This is a genomic window from Kosakonia pseudosacchari (assembly GCF_900184035.1).
Taxonomy (GTDB): Bacteria; Pseudomonadota; Gammaproteobacteria; order Enterobacterales; family Enterobacteriaceae; genus Kosakonia; species Kosakonia pseudosacchari.
In genome coordinates this window covers 185613-210888 of the sequence record NZ_FXWP01000004.1, presented here as the reverse complement: position 1 = coordinate 210888, position 25276 = coordinate 185613, and the positions used below count along the sequence as shown (strand labels likewise).

The following is a 25276-nucleotide window of genomic DNA, read 5'->3' as shown; positions in this document are numbered from 1 at the left end:
TCTTTAAAATCCCCCTAACGCAAATTACCCTGCCTGCCATACGTTTCCAGACAGTGTTTCATTTTTCCTCCATTTTTCCGGGGCATGCCGTTACTAAACTAGTATTATTTCGCCATTAGTTTTCCAATGAGATACCCATAACGATGAAAGGTAGTGTTACGTTTCGCCGCACGCTTGTCGCGGTCGTGGTCATGGCGGTAGCGGGCGTAGCCTGGTACCATTTCGCGCACAAAGACAACGCCTCCACCGCAACGGGTCAGACTCAGCGCCAGGGCGCGCCGGGCGGCGGTCGCCATGGAATGCGCGGCGGCGCGCTGCCGCCGGTGCAGGCCGCAACAGCAACCCGTGAAGCCGTACCGCGTTATCTCTCCGGGCTCGGCACCATCACCGCCGCGAACACCGTTACCGTGCGCAGCCGCGTTTCCGGCCAGCTTATGGCGATCCATTTTCAGGAAGGCCAGCAAGTAAAAGCGGGCGATCTGCTGGCGGAAATCGACCCAAGCCAATTTAAAGTGGCTCTGGCGCAAGCGCAGGGGCAACTGGCGAAAGATAAAGCCACGCTCGCCAACGCCCGTCGCGACCTTGCCCGCTACCAGCAACTGGCGAAAACCAGCCTGGTTTCACGCCAGGATCTCGACAGCCAGCAGGCGCTGGTGACCGAATCAGAAGGCACCGTGAAAGCCGATGAAGCCTCTGTTGCCAGCGCGCAATTAGAGCTGGACTGGAGTCGCATCACCGCCCCCATTTCCGGGCGCGTGGGTTTAAAACAGGTGGATATCGGCAACCAAATCAGCAGCAGCGACACCACCGGTATCGTGGTATTGACGCAAACGCACCCCATCGATCTGGTATTTACCCTGCCGGAAAGCGAAATCGCTACCGTGGTACAGGCGCAAAAAGCGGGCCAGCAGCTGGTGGTGGAAGCCTGGGATCGCACCAATAAACAGAAGCTCAGCAGCGGCACATTATTAAGCCTCGATAACCAGATTGACGCCACCACCGGCACCATCAAACTGAAAGCCCGCTTTGATAACCAGGACGATGCCCTGTTCCCGAACCAGTTCGTCAACGCACGCATGCTGGTTGCCACCCAGCAGGACGCGGTAGTGATCCCGGCGGCCGCCCTGCAAATGGGCAACGAAGGAAACTTCGTCTGGGTTCTGAACGATAAAAATCAGGTCAGCAAACACACTGTGACGCCAGGTATTCAGGACAGCCAGAAAGTGGTGATTGCCGCCGGTCTGTCGGCGGGCGATCGCGTGGTGACGGACGGCATTGACCGCCTGACCGAAGGGGCGAAAGTAGAAGTTGTGGATGCGAAAAACGCCGACGCCGTACCGGCAAAGCGTGAACATCCGGCCAAAGGAGCGCATTCCTGATGCAGTTGCTACCGCCGGGCCGGACGGGCGGCCCTTCCCGTCTGTTTATCTTGCGTCCGGTCGCCACTACGCTGTTGATGGTGGCGATCCTGCTTGCCGGTATTATCGGCTACCGTTTTCTGCCCGTTTCCGCGCTGCCTGAAGTCGATTACCCGACCATTCAGGTGGTGACGCTCTACCCCGGCGCCAGCCCCGATGTGGTAACGTCGGCGATCACCGCACCGCTGGAGCGCCAGTTTGGTCAGATGTCCGGCTTAAAACAGATGTCGTCGCAAAGTTCCGGCGGCGCATCGGTGGTGACCTTGCAGTTCCAGCTCAGTTTGCCACTGGATGTCGCCGAACAGGAAGTGCAGGCGGCGATGAATGCCGCTAACAGCTTGTTGCCGTCCGATCTGCCCAACCCGCCGGTCTACAGTAAAGTTAACCCGGCAGACCCACCGATTATGACGCTCGCCGTCACCTCTTCCGCCATGCCCATGACCCAGGTCGAAGATATGGTGGAAACGCGCGTCGCGCAGAAAATTTCGCAGGTTTCCGGCGTCGGCCTGGTGACGCTTTCTGGCGGTCAGCGCCCGGCAGTGCGCGTCAAACTCAATGCCCAGGCGATTGCTGCTCTCGGGCTGACCAGCGAAACCATTCGCACCGCTATCAGTAATGCCAACGTCAATTCGGCGAAAGGCAGCCTCGACGGTCCAACCCGCGCCGTCACGCTTTCGGCCAACGATCAGATGCAGTCGGCCGAAGAGTATCGCCAGTTGATTGTCGCGTATCAGAATGGCGCGCCGATCCGGCTTGGCGATATCGCGACCGTTGAACAAGGCGCAGAAAATAGCTGGCTTGGCGCCTGGGCCAATAAGCAGCAAGCGATTGTCATGAACGTCCAGCGACAGCCGGGGGCGAACATTATTGACACCGCCGACAACATTCGGAAGCTGCTGCCGCAATTAACCGAAAGCCTGCCAAAATCGGTGACGGTGAAAGTGCTGTCGGATCGCACCAACAATATTCGCGCATCGGTCGATGACACCCAGTTCGAACTGATGCTGGCAATCGCGCTGGTGGTGATGATCATCTACGTCTTTCTGCGTAATATCCCGGCGACCATTATTCCTGGCGTGGCGGTGCCGCTGTCGCTGGTTGGGACCTTCGCGGCGATGGTGTTCCTCGGTTTCTCCATCAACAACCTGACGCTGATGGCGCTGACCATCGCTACCGGCTTTGTGGTCGACGACGCCATTGTGGTTATCGAAAATATCTCGCGCTACATCGAAAAAGGCGAAAAACCGCTGGCCGCTGCTCTGAAAGGGGCTGGCGAGATTGGCTTCACCATTATCTCCTTGACGTTCTCGTTGATTGCGGTATTGATTCCGCTGCTGTTTATGGGGGATATCGTCGGCCGCCTGTTCCGCGAATTTGCCGTTACGCTGGCGATAGCGATCCTGATTTCCGCGATTGTGTCACTGACGCTGACGCCGATGATGTGCGCACGCATGCTAAGCGCCGAATCCCTGCGCAAACAAAACCGTTTTTCCCGCGCGTCGGAGCGTTTTTTCGAACGCGTCATCGCGGCCTACGGCAGGCTCCTTAGCAAAGTGCTCAATCACCCGTGGCTGACGCTGAGCGTGGCAGTCGGCACGCTGTTTTTGTCGATCATGCTATGGGTGTTTATTCCGAAAGGTTTCTTCCCGGTGCAGGACAACGGCATTATCCAGGGAACGCTGCAAGCGCCGCAATCCGCCTCCTTTGCCAGCATGGCAGAACGCCAGCGCCAGGTGGCTGACATTATCCTGCGCGATCCGGCGGTAGAAAGCCTGACCTCGTTTGTCGGTGTCGATGGCACCAACCCGTCGCTTAACAGCGCACGGCTGCAGATCAACCTGAAACCGCTGGATGAGCGCGACGATCGCGTCCAGCCAGTGATTGAGCGCCTGCAACAGGCTGCGGCGAAAGTGCCCGGTGTCGCGCTCTACCTGCAACCGACGCAGGATTTAACCATTGATACCACCGTCAGCCGCACGCAATATCAGTTCACCTTACAGGCCAACTCGCTGGATGCGCTCAGTACCTGGGTGCCGCAACTGGTGAGTAAACTGCAGGCGCTGCCACAACTGGCGGATGTCAGCAGCGACTGGCAGGACAAAGGCCTGGTGGCCTACGTTAATGTCGATCGCGACAGTGCCAGCCGCCTTGGCATCAACATGGCAGATGTGGATAACGCGCTGTATAACGCGTTTGGTCAGCGGTTGATCTCCACCATTTACACCCAGGCAAACCAGTATCGCGTGGTGCTGGAACACGACACGACACAAACCCCAGGCCTTTCCGCGCTCGACAACATTCGCCTGACCAGTACTGATGGCGGCATCGTGCCGCTCTCCTCGATTGCAAAAGTGGAGCAACGCTTCGCACCGCTGAGCATCAACCATCTGGATCAATTCCCGTCGACAACGATCTCCTTCAACGTGGCGGAGGGGTATTCGCTCGGCGATGCGGTGCAGGCCGTGCTGGATAGCGAGAAAACGATCAACTTCCCGACGGACATCACCACGCAATTCCAGGGCAGCACGCTGGCGTTCCAGGCGGCGCTTGGCAGCACCATCTGGCTGATTGTCGCGGCAGTTGCGGCGATGTATATCGTGCTTGGTGTGCTGTACGAGAGTTTTATTCACCCCATCACTATCCTGTCGACATTGCCAACAGCAGGCGTTGGCGCGCTGCTGGCGCTGATGGTTTCCGGCAGTGAACTGGATGTGATTGCTATCATTGGCATTATTTTGCTTATCGGTATCGTCAAGAAAAACGCCATCATGATGATCGACTTCGCCCTCGCCGCCGAACGCGAAGAGGGCATGTCGCCGCGCGATGCGATTTTCCAGGCCTGTTTACTGCGTTTTCGCCCGATATTAATGACCACCCTGGCGGCATTGCTCGGCGCGCTACCGTTAATGCTGAGCACCGGCGTCGGCGCAGAATTACGCCGTCCGCTCGGGATTGGCATGGTCGGTGGTTTGCTGGTGAGCCAGGTGCTGACACTCTTTACGACGCCGGTGATTTACCTGTTGTTCGACCGTCTGTCGCTGGCGGTGAAAAAGCGTTTTCCACGTCGTGAAGAGGAGGCGTAAGTGAAGTTTTTCGCCCTCTTCATTTACCGCCCGGTGGCGACGATTTTGATTTCGCTCGCCATTACGCTGTGCGGCCTTCTCGGCTTCCGGCTGCTGCCGGTCGCCCCGTTGCCGCAGGTCGATTTTCCGGTGATTATGGTCAGCGCCTCGCTGCCGGGCGCGTCGCCGGAGACTATGGCCTCCTCCGTGGCGACGCCGCTTGAGCGCTCGCTCGGGCGCATCGCCGGGGTCAGTGAAATGACCTCATCCAGCTCACTCGGCAGCACGCGTATTATTCTTGAGTTTAATTTCGATCGCGATATCAACGGCGCGGCGCGCGATGTGCAGGCAGCAATTAACGCGGCGCAAAACCTGTTACCGAGCGGCATGCCCAGCCGTCCTACCTATCGCAAAGCGAACCCGTCTGCGGCTCCCATCATGATCCTGACGCTCACGTCGGACACCTATTCGCAGGGGCAGTTGTACGACTTCGCCTCAACGCAACTGGCGCAAACCATCGCGCAGATTGACGGCGTGGGCGACGTTGATATTGGCGGCAGTTCGCTGCCCGCCGTGCGTGTGGATTTGAACCCGCAGGCGCTGTTTAACCAGGGGGTGTCGCTGGATGCGGTGCGTACGGCCATCAGCAATGCCAACGTGCGCAAACCGCAGGGCGCAGTGGAGGACGGCGCGCAGCGCTGGCAGGTACAAACCAATGATGAGCTGAAAACCGCCGCCGAATACCAGCCCTTAATCATTCACTACAAAAACGGCTCCGCAGTACGCTTAAGCGATGTCGCTAAAGTCACGGATTCGGTACAGGATGTGCGCAACGCCGGGATGACCAATGCGAAGCCCGCCATTTTGCTGATGATCCGCAAGCTGCCAGAAGCCAATATTATTCAGACAGTCGATAGCATTCGCGCGCGTCTGCCGGAGTTGCAACAAACCATTCCCGCGGCGATCGATTTGCAAATCGCCCAGGATCGTTCGCCGACCATTCGCGCTTCGCTGGCTGAGGTCGAACAAACACTGGTTATCTCGGTGGCGCTGGTGATCCTCGTGGTATTTCTGTTTTTACGTTCAGGTCGCGCAACGCTGATCCCGGCGGTTGCCGTTCCCGTCTCGCTTATCGGCACCTTTGCCGCCATGTATTTATGCGGCTTTAGCCTGAATAACCTGTCGCTAATGGCGCTGACGATTGCCACTGGTTTTGTTGTCGATGATGCCATTGTGGTGCTGGAAAATATCTCGCGCCATCTGGAAGCGGGGATGAAACCATTGCAGGCGGCGCTACAAGGTACGCGTGAAGTGGGCTTTACCGTGCTGTCGATGAGTATCTCGCTGGTGGCGGTGTTTCTGCCGCTGCTGCTGATGGCGGGATTGCCGGGACGACTGCTGCGCGAATTCGCCGTCACGCTGTCGGTGGCGATTGGTATTTCGCTGCTCATTTCCCTGACGCTAACGCCGATGATGTGCGGCTGGTTGTTAAAAGCGCATAAACCGCGCGAGCGCAGCCGGGAAAAAGGCTTCGGCCGTCTGCTGGTGGCGCTACAGCGGCAGTATGCCCGCTCGCTGAAATGGGTACTCAACCACGCGCGGCTGGTCGGGCTGGTGCTGATAGCCACCATCGCGCTCAATATCTGGCTCTACATTTCGATCCCGAAAACCTTCTTCCCGGAGCAGGATACCGGCGTGCTGATGGGCGGGATTCAGGCCGACCAGAGCATTTCGTTTCAGGCGATGCGCGGCAAATTGCAGGACTTTATGAAGATAATCCGTGACGATCCGGCGGTGGATAATGTCACCGGTTTTACCGGCGGTTCACGCGTTAACAGCGGCATGATGTTTATCACCCTGAAATCACGCGATGTGCGTAAAGAAACTGCGCAACAGGTGATTGATCGTCTGCGCGGCAAGCTGGCCAAAGAGCCGGGCGCGAGCCTGTTTTTGATGGCCGTGCAGGATATTCGCGTCGGCGGTCGCCAGGCCAACGCCAGCTACCAGTTCGCCTTGCTGTCGGACTCGCTCAGCGCGCTACGCGAATGGGAACCCAAAATCCGCAAAGCCCTTGCCGCGTTGCCGGAGCTGGCGGACGTTAACTCGGATCAACAGGATAACGGCGCGGAGATGAACCTGGTGTATGACCGCGAAACCATGTCGCGGCTCGGTATCAGCGTTCAGGCAGCCAACAGCCTGCTGAATAATGCTTTCGGTCAACGGCAGATTTCCACCATCTACCAGCCGCTAAACCAGTACAAAGTGGTGATGGAAGTCGACCCGCGCTACACCCAGGATGTCAGCGCGCTGGATAAGATGTACGTCATCAACAGTGACGGCAAAACCATTCCGCTCTCCTACTTCGCGAAGTGGCAGCCCGCGAACGCGCCGCTATCGGTGAATCACCAGGGGTTGTCGGCGGCATCGACCATTGCCTTTAACCTGCCAACGGGAACCTCATTATCGCAGGCCAGCGATGCCATTAACCGCGCGATGACGCAGCTTGGCGTGCCTTCCAGCGTGCGCGGCAGTTTTGCCGGTACCGCGCAGGTATTCCAGGAGACGATGAACTCGCAGGCCATTCTGATCCTGGCGGCAATTGCGACGGTCTATATCGTGCTGGGGATTTTGTACGAGAGCTATGTTCACCCGCTGACCATTCTCTCTACCCTGCCCTCGGCGGGCGTGGGCGCGCTGCTGGCGCTTGAGCTTTTCGGCGCGCCGTTCAGTTTGATAGCGCTGATTGGCATTATGCTATTGATTGGGATTGTAAAGAAAAACGCGATTATGATGGTCGACTTCGCGCTCGAAGCGCAGCGCCAGGGGAACCTCACCGCTGAAGAGGCGATTTTCCAGGCCTGCCTGCTGCGTTTTCGCCCGATCATGATGACCACGCTGGCGGCGCTGTTTGGCGCGCTGCCATTGGTTATCTCCGGTGGCGACGGCTCCGAGCTTCGCCAGCCGCTCGGTATCACCATTGTCGGCGGGCTGGTAATGAGCCAGTTGCTCACCCTGTACACCACGCCGGTGGTCTATCTCTTCTTCGACCGCCTGCGCATGCGTTTTAGTCGCCACGAAAGAGAGCCAGTTAGTGAATGAATGAGCTACCAAACAACATCCGCTGGCAACTATGGATTGTCGCCTTTGGTTTTTTTATGCAGTCGCTGGATACCACCATTGTTAACACGGCGCTCCCCTCGATGGCGAAAAGCCTCGGGGAGAGCCCGCTGCACATGCATATGGTGGTGGTCGCCTATGTGCTGACGGTGGCGGTGATGCTGCCCGCCAGCGGCTGGCTGGCTGACAGGGTTGGCGTGCGAAACATCTTTTTTGCCGCCATTGTGCTGTTTACCACTGGCTCACTGTTTTGCGCCCAGGCTTCCACACTCGATCAGTTGGTCATGTCGCGCGTGCTGCAAGGCGTTGGCGGCGCGATGATGGTGCCGGTCGGCAGGCTAACGGTGATGAAAATTGTTCCGCGCGATCAGTACATGGCGGCAATGACCTTTGTCACCCTGCCGGGGCAGATCGGCCCACTGCTCGGCCCGGCGCTTGGCGGTATGCTGGTGGAATATGCTTCCTGGCACTGGATTTTCCTGATTAACCTGCCGGTGGGTATTCTCGGTGCGATTGCCACCCTCAGCCTGATGCCCAACTACACCCTGCAAACCCGCCGCTTTGATATGGCGGGTTTTGTGCTGCTCGCGGGCGGCATGGCAACGCTGACGCTGGCGCTTGATGGCAATCGCGGGCTGGGGCTAACGTCATGGCAACTTGGCGTGCTGGTGGCGGTGGGCGCGGCGGCGATCCTCTTTTATCTGCTGCATGCCAGGGGCAACGACGGGGCGTTGTTTAATCTGCGGTTGTTCCGCACGCCCTCATTTTCACTGGGTCTGGCCGGCAGTTTCGCCGGGCGCATCGGCAGCGGGATGTTGCCGTTTATGACGCCGGTGTTTTTGCAGATTGGTCTGGGGTTTTCGCCCTTTCACGCCGGGTTGATGATGATCCCGATGGTGCTCGGCAGTATGGGGATGAAACGCATCGTGGTGCAGGTGGTGAACCGTTTTGGTTACCGCCGCGTGCTGGTCTGCTCCACGCTTGGCCTGGCTGTCATCAGCCTGCTGTTCATGGGTACCGCCCTGCTCGGCTGGTATTACCTGCTGCCGGTTGTGCTGTTCTGCCAGGGGATGATCAACTCGATGCGCTTCTCCTCCATGAACACCTTAACGCTCAAAGATCTGCCCGATGAGCTGGCCAGCGGCGGCAACAGTCTGTTGTCAATGATCATGCAGTTATCGATGAGTATCGGCGTGACCGTTGCCGGTCTGCTGCTCGGCCTGTTTGGTCAGCAGCATCTGTCTGCGGACAGCGGCGTGGCGCACCATGTTTTTCTTTACGTTTACCTCAGCATGGCGGTGATTATTTCACTTCCGGCGTTGCTCTTCGCCCGCGTCCCGAACGACGCCAGCCAGAACGTCGTGATTGCCCGTCGCCACAGGAGAGAATCATGAAGTTCTGGCGGCCAGGTATTACGGCCAAACTGTTTCTGGCAATTTTAGCCACCTGCATTGTTCTGCTGATCACCATGCACTGGGCGGTGCGCCTCAGCTTTGAGCACGGTTTTATTGACTACATTAAGCGCGGCAACGAACAGCGCTTGCAAATGCTGAGCGACGCGCTGGCCGAGCAGTACGCGCAGAACGGTAGCTGGCAGTTTTTGCGCAACAATGACCGGGTGATTTTCCAGCTCCTGCGTTCATTCGAACGGGATAATGACCACGATGAAGACCGTCCCGGTGAGCCACCGCGCGGGATGCAAGGCGAACCGCCGCCGGGGATGGAGCGCGACATGGGCCCGCCCCCGGAAGAGGAAATGGCGCAAGATTCCCGCCCACCGCCGCCGGATATGCCGCCGCGCGGCTGGCGCACCAAATTCTGGGTTATCGATCAGGACGCTAACGTACTGGTCGGCCCGCGTTCGCCGGTGCCAACGGACGGCACTCGCCGGGCGATTGTCGTGAATAACGCGACCGTCGGCTGGGTTATCGCGTCGCCGATTGAGCGCCTGACGCGCAATACCGATATCAACTTTGATCGCCAGCAGCGGCGCACCAGTTGGTTAATTGTCGGGCTTGCCACGCTGCTCGCCGCACTGGCCACCTTCCCGCTGGCGCGCGGTTTACTGGCGCCGGTAAAACGGCTGGTCGAGGGCACCCACCGGCTCGCCTCGGGCGATTTCTCCACCCGCGTCACGCCTGGTAGCCAGGATGAACTTGGTCGGCTGGCGCGCGACTTTAACCAGCTCGCCAGCACACTGGAGCGCAACCAGCAGATGCGCCGTGACTTTATGGCGGACATCTCGCATGAACTGCGCACGCCGCTGGCGGTGCTGCGCGGCGAGCTGGAGGCGATTCAGGATGGCGTGCGGCAATTCACACCGGAATCGGTGGCCTCGCTGCAGGCGGAAGTCGCCACGCTCACCAAACTGGTCAACGATCTGCATCAGTTGTCGATGTCCGATGAAGGGGCGCTGGCCTACCAGAAAGCGCCGGTGGATGTGGTGTCGCTGGTGGAGATCGCCGCGGGCGCGTTCCGCGAGCGTTACGCCAGCCGCAATCTGACACTTTCCCTTGAGATGCCCGCCAGCGCCACGGTGTTTGGCGATCCCGATCGCCTGATGCAGCTCTTTAACAACCTGCTGGAAAACAGCCTGCGCTACACCGATGCGGGCGGGCAAACGCTTATCCAGGTCATCACCCGCGATAACACGCTGGTGATGCGTTTTGCCGACAGCACGCCGGGCGTCAGCGATGAGCAACTCAAACGGCTGTTCGAGCGCTTTTATCGCACGGAAGGCTCGCGTAACCGCGCCAGCGGCGGCTCCGGCCTGGGGCTGGCTATCTGTTTGAATATCGTGGAAGCGCACGGTGGCGCTATCCATGCGGCGCACTCGCCATTCGGCGGGGTTAGCATTACAGTTGAACTACCGCTTGAACGCGAAAAAACGAGAGATGTATGACTGAGTTACCGATCGATGAAAACACGCCACGCATCCTGGTTGTTGAAGATGAGCCAAAGCTTGGGCAGTTGCTGCTCGACTATCTGCGCGCGGCGAGCTACGCGCCATCGCTGATTAACCACGGCGATCAGGTGCTCGCTTACGTGCGCCAGACGCCGCCGGATCTGATCCTGCTGGATTTGATGCTACCCGGCACCGACGGGCTAACGTTATGCCGGGAGATCCGTCGTTTTTCTAACGTGCCCATTATTATGGTGACGGCGAAAATCGAAGAGATCGACCGCCTGCTGGGGCTGGAGATTGGCGCGGATGATTACATCTGCAAACCTTACAGCCCGCGCGAAGTGGTGGCGCGCGTGAAAACCATTCTGCGCCGCTGCAAACCACAGCGCGAACTGGAGCGGCTGGACGCGGAAAGCCCGCTGATTGTCGATGAAGGCCGTTTTCAGGCGAGCTGGCACAATAAACTGTTGGATCTGACGCCCGCGGAGTTTCGTCTGCTGAAAACACTTTCCAGCGAGCCGGGCAAAGTCTTCTCCCGCGAGCAATTACTTAACCATCTGTATGACGACTACCGCGTGGTGACGGACCGCACCATCGACAGCCATATCAAAAACCTGCGTCGCAAACTCGAAGCGCTGGATGAGGAGCAATCCTTTATCCGCGCCGTTTACGGTGTCGGTTACCGCTGGGAAGCCGACGCCTGCAAACTGGCGTAAGCCGTATGTCGGGCGCACGCGCCCGACACGCTCCGGTCGTGCTATTTACGCAGCAACCGCTGCAAACGTTGCTTATGCCACTGGCTAATCAGATTCGCGAAGACAAAAATCCGCAACCCTTTCACCGCCACCAGCCCGCCCCAAATCGCCGCCACCCACAATGACCAGTCGCTGTCCGGCGCGGTGCTGCGATTGAGGAAAAACAGCAGCACGCAGACGATAACGGCGGTAATCAACATGCGCCAGAAGCCGCTTTCGGCGTCGAGTTGTTCCCGCGCTGCGGTAATGCGTTTATCCAGCGCCTCTTCGCCCGCCTCGCTCTGCGCGGAAAGCTCGGTGACGCTGACGCCAAACACCGCCGCCAGTGCGCTGAGTGTTTCCAGCGAAGGCTGATCGCCATTTTCAATTCGCTGTACCGTTCTGACGCTCAGTGCCGCCATCTCCGCCAGTTGTTCCTGTGACCAGGCACGAGCCAGACGTAATGCTTTTACTTTGTTATCGCTCATACTCTTTCTCCTGATGAATCCGGCCTGTAGTGTCACCCAACCCCGCAGACAGCAACACGATCCGCACCTGACAGCAACCCGACAGCAGCCTGACACGGCCTGTCGCCAAGTATAACCTCAGTGAATACGTCTTTCGTGAACAACAGCGCAATCCTCTGTATGATGGCGGGCGTCTGAGGGCATGGCGTCGTTTCGCCAGCCGCAGGTCTACACAACAATAAAAGGAAAGGGATAGTGAGGAAATACTACTACGGTGCGCTGACACTCTTATTGGCAGCGTTCAGCTGCCAGGCGGAGCTTACCGAAGCGCAGATGGATGCAGACTGCGCAAAAATCGCCGATTACGCCAAACAAGGCGATCTGTATTACAAAGCGAAAGACTACCCCAAAGCGCGCGAGGCTTTCGAAGAACAGGCGGCATGGCTGGAGCAGTGCGAATTAGGCAAAGATAAACCGAACGGTGTGTTGATAGCGACCGCCTACAACAACGTGGCACTGACCTGGATCCGCCAGGGCGAGTACCGCAAAGCGCAGGCGTGGCTGTCCATTATGCCAGACGATGAAAAGTCGAAATATAACCTCTCGCGTATTCAGGATAAGTTACACGCGATGCCAAAACCGGCTTCCGCCGCAGGGGAATACTGGCAGTACGCCGGGATGAGCCAGTGGGAAGTCATCACGCTTAAACCTAAAAGTGAAGAGACCTGGCAGGCTGACTGGTCCGGTCTTTATTTCGGCATCATGGGGCTTTACTCCGGGCCGAATATGGGCGAGTTCAGCGAAAAAGTGACGCTGAAAAACGGCAAAGGCGACATCGTTTTGCGTGAGGAAGGCATTTCGCAGTGCACCATTTCGTTAAGTCTGGCGGCGGATCTCAACAGGCTGGAGATGAAAACGGATGACGCGATGAATTGCGGTTTCGGCCATAACGTCAGCGCCGATGGCACCTACCTGCGCGTGAACTAACGCGCGGGTTTACTCCCCCGACTCGCGGCGCTACAATTCCCGCCCTAAATTTAGGGGAACTCCCCTACTGCCTCACTGCGGTGAGGCTGTCTGACCTGTCATCAGAATGAGAACATCATGTTTAAACCGGAACTCCTCTCCCCGGCGGGAACGCTGAAAAATATGCGTTACGCTTTCGCCTATGGCGCAGACGCGGTTTACGCGGGCCAACCGCGTTACTCGCTGCGCGTGCGCAATAACGAATTCAACCACGAAAACCTGCAAATCGGCATTAACGAAGCCCACGCGCTGGGTAAGCAGTTTTACGTGGTGGTGAACATTGCCCCGCACAACGCCAAGCTGAAAACGTTTATTCGCGACCTGAAACCGGTGGTGGATATGGGGCCGGATGCGCTGATTATGTCCGATCCCGGTTTAATTATGCTGGTGCGTGAAAACTTCCCGCAGATGCCGATTCACCTCTCCGTGCAGGCCAACGCCGTTAACTGGGCAACCGTGAAGTTCTGGCAGCAAATGGGGCTGACCCGCGTGATCCTTTCGCGCGAATTGTCGCTGGAAGAGATTGCCGAAATCCGCGCCCAGGTGCCGGAAATGGAGATTGAAATCTTCGTTCACGGCGCACTGTGCATGGCTTATTCCGGCCGCTGCCTGCTCTCGGGTTATATCAATAAACGCGATCCGAACCAGGGCACCTGTACCAACGCCTGCCGCTGGGAATATAACGTGCAGGAAGGCAAAGAGGACGCCATCGGCAATATCGTGCATGTCCATGAACCGATCCCGGTGCAGAACATTGAACCGACGCTCGGCATCGGCGCGCCGACCGATAAAGTGTTCATGATTGAAGAAGCCCAGCGTCCGGGCGAGTACATGACCGCCTTCGAAGATGAGCACGGCACTTACATCATGAACTCGAAAGATCTGCGGGCAATTGCGCATGTTGAACGGTTAACGCAGATGGGTGTGCATTCGCTGAAAATCGAAGGCCGCACTAAATCCTTCTACTACTGCGCGCGCACGGCGCAGGTTTATCGCAAAGCGATTGACGACGCCGCCGCGGGCAAGCCGTTCGACACCTCGCTGCTGGAGACGCTGGAAGGCCTGGCGCACCGTGGTTACACCGAAGGGTTCCTGCGCCGTCACACCCATGACGACTATCAGAACTATGAATACGGTTATTCCGTTTCCGAACGCCAGCAGTTTGTCGGTGAATTTACCGGTGAGCGCAAAGGCGATCTTGCGGCGGTAGCGGTGAAAAATAAGTTCTCCGTGGGCGACAGCCTGGAGTTGATGACCCCGCAGGGCAACGTCAACTTTACGCTGGAGCACATGGAAAACGCCAAAGGCGAAGCCATGCCGGTCGCGCCGGGAGACGGTTATACTGTCTGGTTGCCGGTTCCGCAGGATATGGCGCTGGAATATGCGCTGTTGATGAGAAATTTCACCGGGCAGTCAACACGCAATCCTCACGCGAAGTGATTGAGCAGGGTTATTTTTTCGGCGCGAAAAATCTTAGAATCGGATCACATACCGCCCCGTTTAATACGGGTATTATCCTTCTCGCTGAAAAACATAACCCATAAATGCTAGCTGTACCAGGAACCACCTCCTTAGCCTGCGTAATCTCCCTTACGCAGGCTGATTTTTTTTCATCCTTTCTCTGCTTTTTCTCCCCACTTTTCTCTCCTGCGATACACTTTTCTCATCGAATTCAATCAGGATGAAAAGAATGAGCGCATTTCCCACAAGTTTGTTAATCCTCAACGGTAAAAGCGCCGGGGACGACGCCCTGCGCGAAGCAGTAACGCTATTGCGCGATGAAGGCATGGATATTCAGGTGCGCGTCACCTGGGAAAAAGGTGACGCGGTGCGCTATGTCGAGGAGGCACAGCAACGTGGCGTAGCCACGGTGATTGCCGGTGGCGGCGATGGCACCATTAACGAAGTGGCGACCGCGCTGGTGAACTGCAAAGGCGAGACAATTCCGGCGCTGGGCATTTTGCCGCTCGGCACGGCCAATGATTTCGCCACCAGCGCCGGCATCCCGGAAGGTCTGGATAAAGCCTTACAGCTGGCGATTGTCGGTAAAGCGGTGCCGATTGATATCGCCCGCGTAAACGATAAAACCTGCTTTATCAATATGGCGACCGGCGGTTTTGGCACTCGGATTACCAGTGAAACGCCGGAAAAACTCAAAGCCGCGCTCGGCGGCGTCTCCTATTTGATTCACGGCCTGATGCGCATGGATATGCTGAAAGCGGATCGCTGCGAAATAACCGGCGAAGATTTTCACTGGCAGGGCGACGCGCTGGTGATTGGCATCGGCAATGGTCGCCAGGCGGGCGGCGGACAGCAGCTCTGCCCTCAGGCGTTGATCAATGACGGTTTATTGCAGCTACGAATTTTCACCGGTGATGAACTGCTGCCGGCGCTGTTCACCACCCTGACACAGCCGGAAGATAACCCGCATATTATCGACGGGAAATCGGCGTGGTTTGAAATCAATGCGCCGCATGAAATGACGTTTAATCTCGACGGCGAACCGCTGCGCGGCGAGCAGTTTCGCATTGAAGTGGTGCCGAATGCGCTGCAATGCCGGTTGCCGCCGGATTGCCCGTTATTGCGTTAATGCGCCGCAACGTTACGCGGGTGTTGGAAACCCAATCAGGCCCGGTAAGCACAAGCTCCACCGGCAATCGATGCGGCATGCCGCATGGGTGGAATGGTTCCGTTCACCAGACGCACGGGAGTTTCATTCATCACTTATGCGGTGAACGGGATAAGGGGAGCTACCGCGTGCCTGCCTGCGGTCGGCTCGACTCGCCGTCGTGGCTCGATTCGCCTCTGGCCGCCATCCATGGCGTCCAGCCCTTGTCATTCACGCTCCGGTTCGCCGATTTCAGCGGGGACGCAACCCCATCGCGGTGAGACCGAAAGTCAAAACAAAGCCAGTGTTGCTGAAAAGTACGTTGGTGTAGGCCGGACATGACATCCGGCAATAGATGCGACATGCCGCATGGGTGCAATTATCCCGTTCACCGCAATGAAGTCTATTGTGAGAACCGTTCTGATGGTGAACGGAACCCTTCCACAATACTAAAGCAGCACCAATGAATCCCGCCAACTTAATACGCCGCCACCTCGCGCGCCATCTCGCGGCTATATTGCTGGCTGGCATTCACCAGCATCCGCGTGTAATCCAATTGCGCCGCGCCGCTCACCAGCGCATCGACGGTTAAGGTTTCGAGGATTTTACCGTGCTGCATCACCGCCACTTTCTGGCACAAATGGGCGATCACGCCAAGATCGTGCGTCACCATCAGGTAAGTGAGTTGCGACTCCTGATGCAGCGCCGCCAGCAAGTTGAGGATCTCCGCCTGCACCGAGACGTCCAGCGCCGAAGTCGGTTCATCCAGCAGCAATACGCGCGGTTCCAGAATCAGCGCCCTGGCGATAGCCACCCGTTGCCGCTGACCGCCGGAAAGCTGATGCGGATAACGGTCACGAAACGCGCGGTTTAACCCCACTTTATCCAGCAGCGTGTTGATGCGCCGATCGCGATCGTGAATACCGTGAATTTGCAACGGCTCTTCCAGAATGTCGCCAATAGTGTGACGCGGGTGCAGCGAACCGTAAGGGTCCTGAAACACCATCTGCACCAGCCGACAGCGCGGCGGGCTAAGGCGCTTTTCCAGCGGCTGGCCGTTGATTGCCAACTCGCCTTCCCAGTGGGTAAACAACCCCGCCAGGCACTTCAGCACCGTGGTTTTTCCGGAACCGGATTCCCCTACCAGCCCGTAAATCTCGCCTGGCTGCACGCTGAAACTGACATCCTCCAGCACCTGATTGCGTTTTTCCCCTTCACCAAATGCGAGGTGCAGGTTTTTCACGTTGATCATTCTGCTCTCCTTATTCGCCCAGCCAGCTGGCCTGACGCTGCAACACCGGCAGCACCGGACGGCGGTTGTGGATTTCCGGCAAGGCGTGAATCAGCCCCTGCGTGTAGGGGTGCTGCGCGTTATCGAGATCTTTCGCGGCAATCGACTCCACCACCCGCCCGGCGTACATCACCAGCACGCGGTCACAGAAACTGCGCACCAGGTTGATGTCGTGGCTGATAAAAATCAGCCCCAGCCCGCGCGATTTCACTAAGTCGTCCAGCAAACCCAGCACCTGCAAACGCACCGAAACATCCAGCGCCGAGGTAGGTTCGTCGGCGATCACCAGTTCAGGGTCGGTGATCAGCATCATGGCAATCATGATGCGCTGCCCCTGGCCGCCGGAGATTTCATGCGGATAGAGATGATAAACGCGTTCCGGCTGGCGGATGCGCACCACATCGAGCATCTCCAGCACTTTCGTCTTCGCCTCGGCTTTCTTGCCCGGATGGTGCGTTAACCAGGCTTCGGCTATCTGATCGCCCACGCAAACCACCGGGTTCAGCGAATATTTCGGGTCCTGCATAATCATCGAAATACGCTTGCCGCGCACCTGGCGCATCTGCGCTTCGCTGATGTTCAGCAGGTCGACATCGCCAAACTGCATAGCCTCTGCCTGAATGCGCGCCTTCGCCGGGTGCAGGCGCAGCAAGGCGCGCCCGACGGTGGATTTCCCAGAGCCAGACTCACCGACAATCGCCAGTTTCTCCTGACCAAGGCTGAAGGAGACGCCGCGCACCGCATGGGTTACCGCGCGCCCGTTGATAAAATCGACATGCAGGTTGCGCACATCGAGTAGCGGCGAATTATTCGCTGCGAGGATCGAGGATGTCACGTAAGCCGTCTCCCAGGAAATTAAAGGCAAGGCTGTTGATTAAGATCGCCAGCCCCGGAATCGTTACTACCCACCAGCACTCCATCATGTAGGTGCGCCCGCTTGAGATCATCGCGCCCCACTCCGGCTCCGGCGGCTGCGCGCCCAGGCCTAAAAAGCCCAGCCCCGCCGCGGTCAGAATGATCCCCGCCATGTTCATGGTGATGCGGATAATCACCGACGGCAGGCACAGCGGCACAATATGCCGCCACAGGACACGCACCGGCGACGCCCCCTGCAAGCGCACGGCGGAGATAAAATCAGCCTGGCGCAATGAGAGGGTTTCCGCGCGCGCCAGCCGCGCAATCGGCGGCCAGGCGGTGAGCGTAATGGCGATCACCACATGTTCAAGCCCCGGCCCAAGCGCCGCGACAAACGCCAGTGCCAGCACCAGGCTCGGAAACGAGATAAAGATGTCGGTCACGCGCATTAGCACCATATCGACCTTGCCGCCAAAGTACCCGGCGGTAACGCCAAGCAGCAGCCCCAGAGGGCCAACGGTGACGGACACCAGCAGCACGATATAAAGCGTGATGCGCGAGCCGTAAACCAGGCGGCTAAAAATATCGCGGCCAAACTCATCAGTGCCAAACCAGTGCGCGGCATTCGGCGCGCTCAGCGCGTTTTCCAGATCCTGAACCAGCGGGTTATAGGGCGCGATAAGCGGCGCGAATATCGCCACCACCAGCAGCAGCAAAATGATGCTGCCGCCGATTGCCGTGAGCGGGTTACGCGCCATTTTGCCAAGAAAGCCTGCCGCACGCCCGACGCCGCGTTTGATACGCAGGCTGCGCTCGCGGCTTGCCGAAGAGAGCGGCGAATCAAAAGAGACCGTCATGATTTCGTCCTCGGATCAAAGAGTTGGTAAAGCATGTCGGAGAGCAGATTGAGCATCACGAAAATCACCCCGACCAGCAGCACGCAGCCCATGACCGCGTTCATATCTCCCAGCAATAAACTGCCGGTGAGGTAGGAGCCAAAGCCCGGCCACGAAAAGACGGTTTCAATCAATACCGCCCCTTCCAGCAGCGAACCGTAAGCCAGCGCCACCACCGTCAGCAGTTGCACGAGGATATTGCGAAAGGCGTGATTCCAGATGACCTGGCGTTCCGTCAACCCTTTCACCCGCGCGGTGATGATGAACTCCTGCGACAGTTGCGCCAGCATAAAGCTGCGGGTCATGCGGCTGATATACGCCAGCGAGTGGAAACCGAGCAGTGAGGCAGGCAGCACCAGATGATTAAGCGCATTCCAGAACACCGCGCCATTGCCTGCCAGCAGCGCATCCACGGTGATAAGCCCGGTGCGATGCGCTACCACGCCATCCAGCCCCAGATCCAGCCGACCGGCACCGCCGACCCAGCCAAGCCAGGCGTAGAACAGCAGCAGCCCCATCATGCCGACCCAAAAAATCGGTGTGGAGTAACCGGCAAGGCTGATAATGCGTACCACGTAATCGGCAACGCTGTTACGACGCGCCGCCGCCAGTACCCCCAGCGGAACACCGAGCCCGGCGCCAACGATTATCGCCATCGTCGCCAGCTCAAGCGTCGCCGGGAAGACACGCACAATATCGTCCAGTACCGGTTTGCCGGTCAGCAACGCGTTGCCAAGATCGCCGTGCAGCAGGTTATTCAGGTAAATACCAAACTGGGTTAGCAGCGACTTATCAAACCCCAGTTGCTGATAAACCTGCTGGTAGGTACTGTGATCCGCATCCGGGCCGACAATCGCCAGCACCGGATCGACAGGCATCACTCGGCCAATAAAGAAGGTCAGCAGCAGCAGGCCAAACAGCGTCACCACCACCTGAGTGAACCGTTTTGAAAGGCGTCGGGTGCGTGAACCAGGCGCAAGCAGTAACGAACTCATCCTTTCTCTCCTGTGGTGACGGGCGCTTTGTACACCTCGCGCAGGAACGTGGTGGCAGACGGATGCGACTGGAAGTTTTTCACTTCATTACGCACCACCACCGAATCCACCATTTGCGAGAGCGGGATCAGCGCCGGGATCAGTTGGTCATAGCGCCGCTGAATTTGCTGATAGTCCGCTTTCTGCTTTTCCGGATCGCGCTCCAGCAGCGCGTTGTCGATCATCTCGTTGAGCGGTTTATCGTAGAAACTGGTGCGCCAGCCCTGGAAGTTGGTCAGCCGGGCTTCGTCGCTGTTATCGGGGTTATAGACCAGCGCGCGCAGGCTCGAGTGCGGATGCGGTTCCACACCGCTGCCGCCGCGTCCCACCAGCATTTCGAATTTACGCTCGCGCATCGCGCCATAGATCTGGTTGCCGGTACCGGTGACGATTTTGGCGTTAATCCCGGCCTGCATCAGCGTTGACTGCACGGCGATGGCGATATTGAGAAACGGCTGGTCGGCGAGTACGCGCAGCGTGGTATCAAACCCGTCCGGGTAACCCGCTTCCGCGAGCAGTTTTTTCGCGCGCAGAATGTCCAGCCGGTAGCCGGGATCCGGCAGCGTTGACGGCATTCCCGCTTTGATTGGTCGCTGGTGCAGCACGCCATAGCCCGGCATCAATGCTTTATTGATACCCTGGTAATCAATCAGATACCGCACCGCTTCACGCACTTTCGGGTTGGCGAAATGCGGCTCTTTCATGCTCATCGCTACGTAATAAACCGTGCCCTTTTGCACCGCTTCCACCGTTACGTTAGGGTCTTTACGCAGCGCGTTGATGTCCGAAACCGCCATGTTATTGGCAATATCCAGATCGCCTTTCGCCAGCATCAGGCGCAGGGTTTGCGACTCCTGGAAATGGCGCAGCACCACGCGGCTCAGTTTGGGCTCCTCGCGCCAGTAATTCGGGTTGCGCTTCATGCGCAGCACATCTTTCGCCTGCCAGGTTTCCAGCATAAACGGCCCGGAACCCGCTTCGTTGGTGGTCAGCCAGCGGTTGCCCCAGTCGCCATTCACTTCATGGCTTTGCACGGTTTTGCTGTCCAGCACGCCGAGATTGCCAAGCGCGCCCAGCGAGTAAATAACCAGTTGCGGATCGTTAGGCTTAGGCAGTCGGATTTGCACGGTGTTGTCGTCCGGTGCGCTCACCTGCTGATCGATATTCTTTTTGCTGAAACCGTAAGATTTCCACACCGACGCCTGCGCCAGGTTCAGGTGCAGCAGGCGGCGCATCGACCACACCACATCCTGCGCGGTCAGCGGGTTGCCGGAGTGAAACCTGACGTTGTTGCGCAAGTGGAAGGTGAGCGTTTTGCCGTCCGGGCTAATATCCCAGGACTCCGCCAGCGCCGGTTTAACGTTGGTGAGTTCATTCGCATCGAGCTCAACCAGTGAGTCGTAGAGATTGACCACAATACCGACCACTTCGTTGCCGGTCATCGCCGCTGGATCGAGCGTCAGCAGGTTATTCATGTTCATGCCGATGATGAGCTGATCGGGCGGCGTTTTCGCCAATGCCGCGCCGCTCCCCATCATCAGCGAGAGCGCGAGTAAACACGCGCCCGCGAGGGAGGTTTTTTTCATCTGTGCATACCGTTTGTAGAGTACGTTTTACCGGTAATCGACCGGTGCGGCCCGAAAGTCATCGCCTCCGGGCATTTATTGTTATTTGTCAGTCGTGGCTGACGGTGTTGGCTTCGATATACGCAAAATTGATGTCTTCGCCTAGCCCCGGCCGCTGCGGCAGATGAACAAAACCCTCTTCATCCATCGGGTCGACAATACTGTTTAAGTACGCTGCCGGTTGGTCATAATCGAGGAACGGGTGCAGCAGACCGCGCTCGTACCAGCGGCAGTTGCGGATAGCGCCAATCACCGCCAGGCTCGCCGCGCCGTTACCGTGCACTTCACAATCCATGCCGAACGACTCCGCCAGGTTCGCCACTTTCAGCGTCGGCGAAATGCCGCCCACGCCGTTGGCACCGGCACGCAGAATGTCGCAGGCGCCCGCTTTTACCCAGTCAGCACGGCTGTGGTGTTTCCCGCCCAGGCTTTCCGGCCCGATAATCGGAATTGACAGATTTTGCGCCAGCCACGCGTAAGAAGACATGCTCTCTTCTTCCATCGGCTCTTCGAACCAGGCGAAGTTGAGTTTTTCCAGCTCTTTACCGATCCACAGCGCTTCGGTGCGGCTGTACCAGTGGTAGCCGTCAATCATCAGGTCGATATCCGGGCCGACCGCTTCACGCACTGCGGCGCAGGCTTTGACGTCCATTTTCGGGTTCGGCGCGAATTTCACCGGCGGCATCCAGGTGTGTAACTTGATGGCTTTGTAGCCGCGCGCCACCAGTTTTTCGGCGAAGGCGGCGTACTCTTCCGGTGTTGAAAGCCCGCCCTCCAGTTCGTCACCGCACATGGTGCTGCCATACGCGGGCACTTTGTCGCGGTAGCCGCCAAGCAGCTTGTACACCGGCATATTGAGCTTGCGGCCAATCAAATCCCACAGCGCTTGTTCAACAAACGACAGTGCGCGCTCGGTTAACTGATGTGCGCTACCGCGCTGCCAGTGCACCAGATCCTGCCAGATGCGCTCGCGGTTAAACGGATCCTGCCCGACCATCACTTTGCGGAAAAAAGCGTTGAGCACAAACGGACGCACCACTTCCGGCGGCGCGAAGGCGTAGCCTTTGCTGCCATCGTCTGCGGTGATGGTCAGCATCGCCATTCTGGCCTGCGTTTCCGGCCCCGGATGCGAGTGTCCGGCGCTGTCGGAAACGCGGCGCGTGGGATGCTGAAAGACGGTGACATTGACAGATTCAATTTTCATTACTGATCCTTGGTATTTTTGAAAAGCCGTTTCATAAGAAAATATATGCACAAAAATACGCCGCATCCTCGGACAATTTCCGCTAAGCGGCCGCCATTTTTTGGGCATGCGCACGACAGTGCGTGATATTTTTCACAAAAGGTTACGGAAATGTGATGAAGATCGGGAAGGGAACTGAGCAGAAATTAAATGCCGTTTTTTTGTTTACCCTCCCCCAGCGGGGAGGGTAAATGGGGCATCAGGCGATGGTCACTTTCTCGTCAAGATAGACATCCTGCACGGCGTTAATCAGTTTCACGCCGTCGGCCATGGTTTTCTTAAACGCTTTACGGCCAAGGATCAGCCCCATGCCGCCCGCGCGTTTGTTGATAACCGCGGTACGAACGGCATCGCCCAGATCGGTATCGCCGCCCGCCGCGCCGCCGGAGTTAATCAGCCCGGCGCGGCCCATGTAGCAGTTCGCCAGCTGGTAACGCACCAGGTCAATCGGGTTGTCGCTGGTCAGCTTGCTGTAAACACGCTCGTCGGTGTAACCGAAGTTCACCGCGTTGTAGCCGCCGTTATTTTCCGCCATTTTTTGCTTCACTATATCCGCGCCAATGGTGGCGGCAATGTGGTTCGCCTGGCCGGTTAAATCGGCGGAAACGTGGTAATCGACGCCATCTTTCTTGAACGCAGAGTTACGCAGGTACGCCCACAGTACGGTGACCATGCCGAGTTCATGCGCGCGTTCAAAGGCGGCGGAGATCTCCTCAATCTGGCGGCGAGACTCCTGCGAGCCGAAGTAAATCGTCGCCCCGACGGCGACCGCGCCCATATTGAACGCCTGCTCGACGCTGGCGTACAGCGTCTGGTCATATTCGGTGGGGTAGCTGAGCGTTTCGTTGTGGTTCAGTTTGACAAGGAAGGGAATGCGGTGCGCGTAACGGCGCGAAACCGACGCCAGCACGCCGTAAGTGGATGCCACACAGTTACAACCGGCTTCAATCGCCAGCTCGACAATGTTCTTCGGATCGAAGTAGAGCGGGTTGGCGGCAAACGACGCGCCCGCCGAGTGCTCGATCCCCTGGTCGACCGGCAAAATAGACAGATAGCCCGTGCCCGCCAGCCGCCCGTGGTTATACAGCGTCTGCATATTTCGCAGCACCGCCGGTGGGCGGTTGTTGTCGACCATTACGCGATCCACATAATCGTGTCCTGGCAGGTAGAGCTGGTCAGCGGGGATGGTCATACAACGGTGTTGCAGAAGGCTGTCGGCGTCTTTGCCAAGTAACTGCACAATATCAGTCATAGCTATGCTCCCGTAAGCTTCGCGCAAAGCGAATTGGATTATCCTTACCTGCCTGACGGCAGGCAGAGATAAGCCTGGTTCCCTCGCGCGAGATTTTCCACCATTGCAACTTTTTTCAGCATAATCTGCTGGCACGTTTCGTATACCGGTTTACCACCACTGATGAAAGTGATGTACCGGGCCAATGCCGTGCCCCACTTCCAGCGTATCCGCCTGCACCAGCGCCGCCGTTAACCACTGTTTTGCTTCCACCACGGTGGATGCCCAGTCGTTATGGCGCGGGCGCAGCGCCGCCAGCGCGGCGGAGAGCGTGCAGCCGGTGCCGTGCGTGTTTTTCGTTTTCACACGCGGGGCGGTAAAGCGCAGCGCCCCATCGCGCGTGAACAGCCAGTCCGGGCTTTCGGCGTCCTCCAGATGGCCGCCTTTCATCAACACCGCTTCACAGCCGAGCGCCAGCAGCGCTTCGCCCTGGGCATGCATCTCTTGTTCGCTGCGGGCATGCGGCGCATCGAGCAGCGCGGCGGCTTCCGGCAAATTAGGCGTAATAAGTGAAACCTGCGGCAGTAAATGCTGACGCAGCGCCGCCACAGCCGAAGGCGATAACAGCGGGTCGCCACTCTTGGCGAGCATCACCGTATCGAGTACCACATTGCGCACCTGGTAGCGCCGCAGCCGCTCCGCGACCGCTTCCACAATGTCCGTTTCTGCCAGCATACCGATTTTGGTGGTGTCGATGCGCACGTCGCTGAGCACGGAATCAAGCTGCGCGGCGACAAAATCGGGTTCAATGCGGTACACCGACTGCACGCCACGGGTGTTTTGCGCCACCAGTGCGGTGATCACCGAACAGCCGTATGCGCCCAGCGCCGAGAAGGTTTTCAGATCCGCCTGAATACCCGCCCCACCGCTGGGGTCGGTGCCGGCAACGGTTAACGCGTTGATGCGCTTCATGCGTTGCCTCCCAGCGCGTACAGCGCATCCAGAAAGGCGGGAACAAAACTGCCCGGCCCCGCGCTTTTCGCGCGGGCCAGGCTGCCGGCTTGTGCCATAAACGCGCAGGCCGCGGCGACATTTTCCAGCTTATCGCCCGGCAACGCGCAGCTGGCAGCCACCACCGCCGAGAGCGCGCAGCCGGTGCCAACCACACGTGTCATCAACACATCACCGCCGGTGACCATCAGCACGCGCGGGCCATCGGTGATGTAATCCACTTCGCCGCTTACCGCGACAATCGCCCCGCTTTGCCGCGCCAGCGCCTGCGCCGCAGGCAGTGCTGCGCTGGCGGTATCGGTGGTATCCACGCCGCGCCCGCCTTCGCTCATGCCGGCAAGCGCGAGGATTTCCGAAGCGTTACCCCGGATCGCCGCCGGACGCAGCGCCAGCAGTTGCTGGCAGAATTCCGTACGTAACGTGAGCGCGCCAACGGCGACGGGATCGAGTGTCCAGGGTTTATGCGCGGCATTTGCGCTCTCCACCGCCAGACGCATAGCTGTGGCGCGCTCGCGCGTCAAAGTGCCCACATTGATGAGCAGCGCATCGGCGATAGCGCTGAACTGCGGCGCCTCTTCGCTATCAATCACCATCGCGGGTGATGCGCCAAGCGCCAGCAGCACGTTAGCGGTAAAGGTTTGTACGACATCATTGGTCATACAGTGCACAAGGGGAGAACGACGGCGGAATTGCTGTAACGCATGTGCGAGCTGCACACGATCAAGCAGGTCAGGTTGCATGGTTTCGCTCCTG

Annotated in this window: 19 protein-coding genes; 9 read left to right on the top strand and 10 right to left on the bottom strand. The window is 58.3% G+C overall.

Features of this window, described 5'->3' with window-relative positions; genetic code table 11:
* Nucleotides 1–143 precede the first annotated feature (143 nt).
* From BN2591_RS00980 to baeR, 6 genes are read left to right on the top strand one after another with little or no spacing between them, the layout of a single operon-like run.
* A complete protein-coding gene (locus BN2591_RS00980; protein WP_086868308.1) occupies nucleotides 144–1379 on the top strand; it encodes an MdtA/MuxA family multidrug efflux RND transporter periplasmic adaptor subunit in 1236 nt (411 codons plus the stop codon).
* Complete coding sequence (locus tag BN2591_RS00975; protein ID WP_086868306.1) at nucleotides 1379–4501, top strand: MdtB/MuxB family multidrug efflux RND transporter permease subunit; 3123 nt, start codon at nucleotides 1379–1381, stop codon at nucleotides 4499–4501. Before BN2591_RS00980 ends, BN2591_RS00975 begins: the two co-directional genes overlap by 1 nt.
* Nucleotides 4502–7579, top strand: a complete 3078-nt coding sequence (gene mdtC, locus BN2591_RS00970; protein WP_086868304.1) for a multidrug efflux RND transporter permease subunit MdtC — start codon at nucleotides 4502–4504, stop codon at nucleotides 7577–7579.
* Nucleotides 7576–8991 (top strand): MFS transporter, encoded by a 1416-nt coding sequence (gene mdtD, locus BN2591_RS00965; protein WP_086868303.1) that lies wholly within the window; start codon nucleotides 7576–7578, stop codon nucleotides 8989–8991. Before mdtC ends, mdtD begins: the two co-directional genes overlap by 4 nt.
* The gene (baeS, locus tag BN2591_RS00960; protein ID WP_086868301.1) at nucleotides 8988–10499 is read left to right on the top strand and encodes an envelope stress sensor histidine kinase BaeS; all 1512 of its coding nucleotides are present in this window, start codon (nucleotides 8988–8990) and stop codon (nucleotides 10497–10499) included. Before mdtD ends, baeS begins: the two co-directional genes overlap by 4 nt.
* Nucleotides 10496–11218 carry an envelope stress response regulator BaeR gene (gene baeR / locus BN2591_RS00955; RefSeq protein ID WP_086868299.1) on the top strand — a complete coding sequence of 241 codons (723 nt, stop codon included), beginning with the start codon at nucleotides 10496–10498 and terminating at the stop codon, nucleotides 11216–11218. The genes baeS and baeR overlap by 4 nt, the downstream gene beginning before the upstream one ends.
* Nucleotides 11219–11259: 41 nt before the next feature.
* On the opposite strand, the gene BN2591_RS00950 is transcribed toward baeR, so the two are convergent.
* A complete protein-coding gene (locus tag BN2591_RS00950; RefSeq protein WP_086868296.1) occupies nucleotides 11260–11724 on the bottom strand; it encodes a helix-turn-helix domain-containing protein in 465 nt (154 codons plus the stop codon).
* A gap of 234 nt (nucleotides 11725–11958) precedes the next feature.
* Here BN2591_RS00950 and BN2591_RS00945 point away from each other — a divergent pair, with 234 nt between their 5' ends.
* From BN2591_RS00945 to yegS, 3 genes are all read left to right on the top strand, one after another.
* Nucleotides 11959–12690, top strand: coding sequence for a tetratricopeptide repeat protein (locus tag BN2591_RS00945; protein WP_086868293.1), 732 nt, complete (start codon nucleotides 11959–11961; stop codon nucleotides 12688–12690).
* 117 nt (nucleotides 12691–12807) lie between these two features.
* Nucleotides 12808–14169 (top strand): prephenate-dependent tRNA uridine(34) hydroxylase TrhP, encoded by a 1362-nt coding sequence (trhP, locus tag BN2591_RS00940; RefSeq protein WP_086868291.1) that lies wholly within the window; start codon nucleotides 12808–12810, stop codon nucleotides 14167–14169.
* Between the two features lie 250 nt (nucleotides 14170–14419).
* A complete protein-coding gene (yegS, locus tag BN2591_RS00935; RefSeq protein ID WP_086868289.1) occupies nucleotides 14420–15319 on the top strand; it encodes a lipid kinase YegS in 900 nt (299 codons plus the stop codon).
* Between the two features lie 496 nt (nucleotides 15320–15815).
* Here yegS and BN2591_RS00930 read toward each other — a convergent pair whose 3' ends face one another.
* From BN2591_RS00930 to thiM, 9 genes are all read right to left on the bottom strand, one after another.
* Nucleotides 15816–16589: an ABC transporter ATP-binding protein gene (locus tag BN2591_RS00930; RefSeq protein ID WP_086868287.1), complete on the bottom strand. Its 774-nt coding sequence runs from the start codon at nucleotides 16587–16589 to the stop codon at nucleotides 15816–15818.
* 10 nt (nucleotides 16590–16599) lie between these two features.
* Nucleotides 16600–17463, bottom strand: coding sequence for an ABC transporter ATP-binding protein (locus BN2591_RS00925; protein WP_086868285.1), 864 nt, complete (start codon nucleotides 17461–17463; stop codon nucleotides 16600–16602).
* Entirely contained in the window at nucleotides 17435–18340 is a 906-nt protein-coding gene (locus BN2591_RS00920; RefSeq protein ID WP_086868283.1) for an ABC transporter permease, read from the bottom strand. The genes BN2591_RS00925 and BN2591_RS00920 overlap by 29 nt, the downstream gene beginning before the upstream one ends.
* On the bottom strand, nucleotides 18337–19374 hold the full coding sequence (locus BN2591_RS00915) for an ABC transporter permease (RefSeq protein WP_086868280.1): 1038 nt from the start codon (nucleotides 19372–19374) through the stop codon (nucleotides 18337–18339). Before BN2591_RS00915 ends, BN2591_RS00920 begins: the two co-directional genes overlap by 4 nt.
* Entirely contained in the window at nucleotides 19371–20999 is a 1629-nt protein-coding gene (locus tag BN2591_RS00910; protein ID WP_086868278.1) for an ABC transporter substrate-binding protein, read from the bottom strand. The genes BN2591_RS00915 and BN2591_RS00910 overlap by 4 nt, the downstream gene beginning before the upstream one ends.
* Nucleotides 21000–21087: 88 nt before the next feature.
* Nucleotides 21088–22242: a mandelate racemase family protein gene (locus tag BN2591_RS00905; RefSeq protein ID WP_086868274.1), complete on the bottom strand. Its 1155-nt coding sequence runs from the start codon at nucleotides 22240–22242 to the stop codon at nucleotides 21088–21090.
* A gap of 238 nt (nucleotides 22243–22480) precedes the next feature.
* Nucleotides 22481–23533, bottom strand: coding sequence for a class I fructose-bisphosphate aldolase (gene fbaB / locus BN2591_RS00900; protein WP_086868271.1), 1053 nt, complete (start codon nucleotides 23531–23533; stop codon nucleotides 22481–22483).
* Between the two features lie 150 nt (nucleotides 23534–23683).
* Nucleotides 23684–24484, bottom strand: coding sequence for a bifunctional hydroxymethylpyrimidine kinase/phosphomethylpyrimidine kinase (gene thiD, locus BN2591_RS00895; RefSeq protein ID WP_086868267.1), 801 nt, complete (start codon nucleotides 24482–24484; stop codon nucleotides 23684–23686).
* The gene (thiM, locus tag BN2591_RS00890) at nucleotides 24481–25263 is read right to left on the bottom strand and encodes a hydroxyethylthiazole kinase (RefSeq protein WP_086868265.1); all 783 of its coding nucleotides are present in this window, start codon (nucleotides 25261–25263) and stop codon (nucleotides 24481–24483) included. Before thiM ends, thiD begins: the two co-directional genes overlap by 4 nt.
* Between the last annotated feature and the right edge of the window lie 13 nt (nucleotides 25264–25276).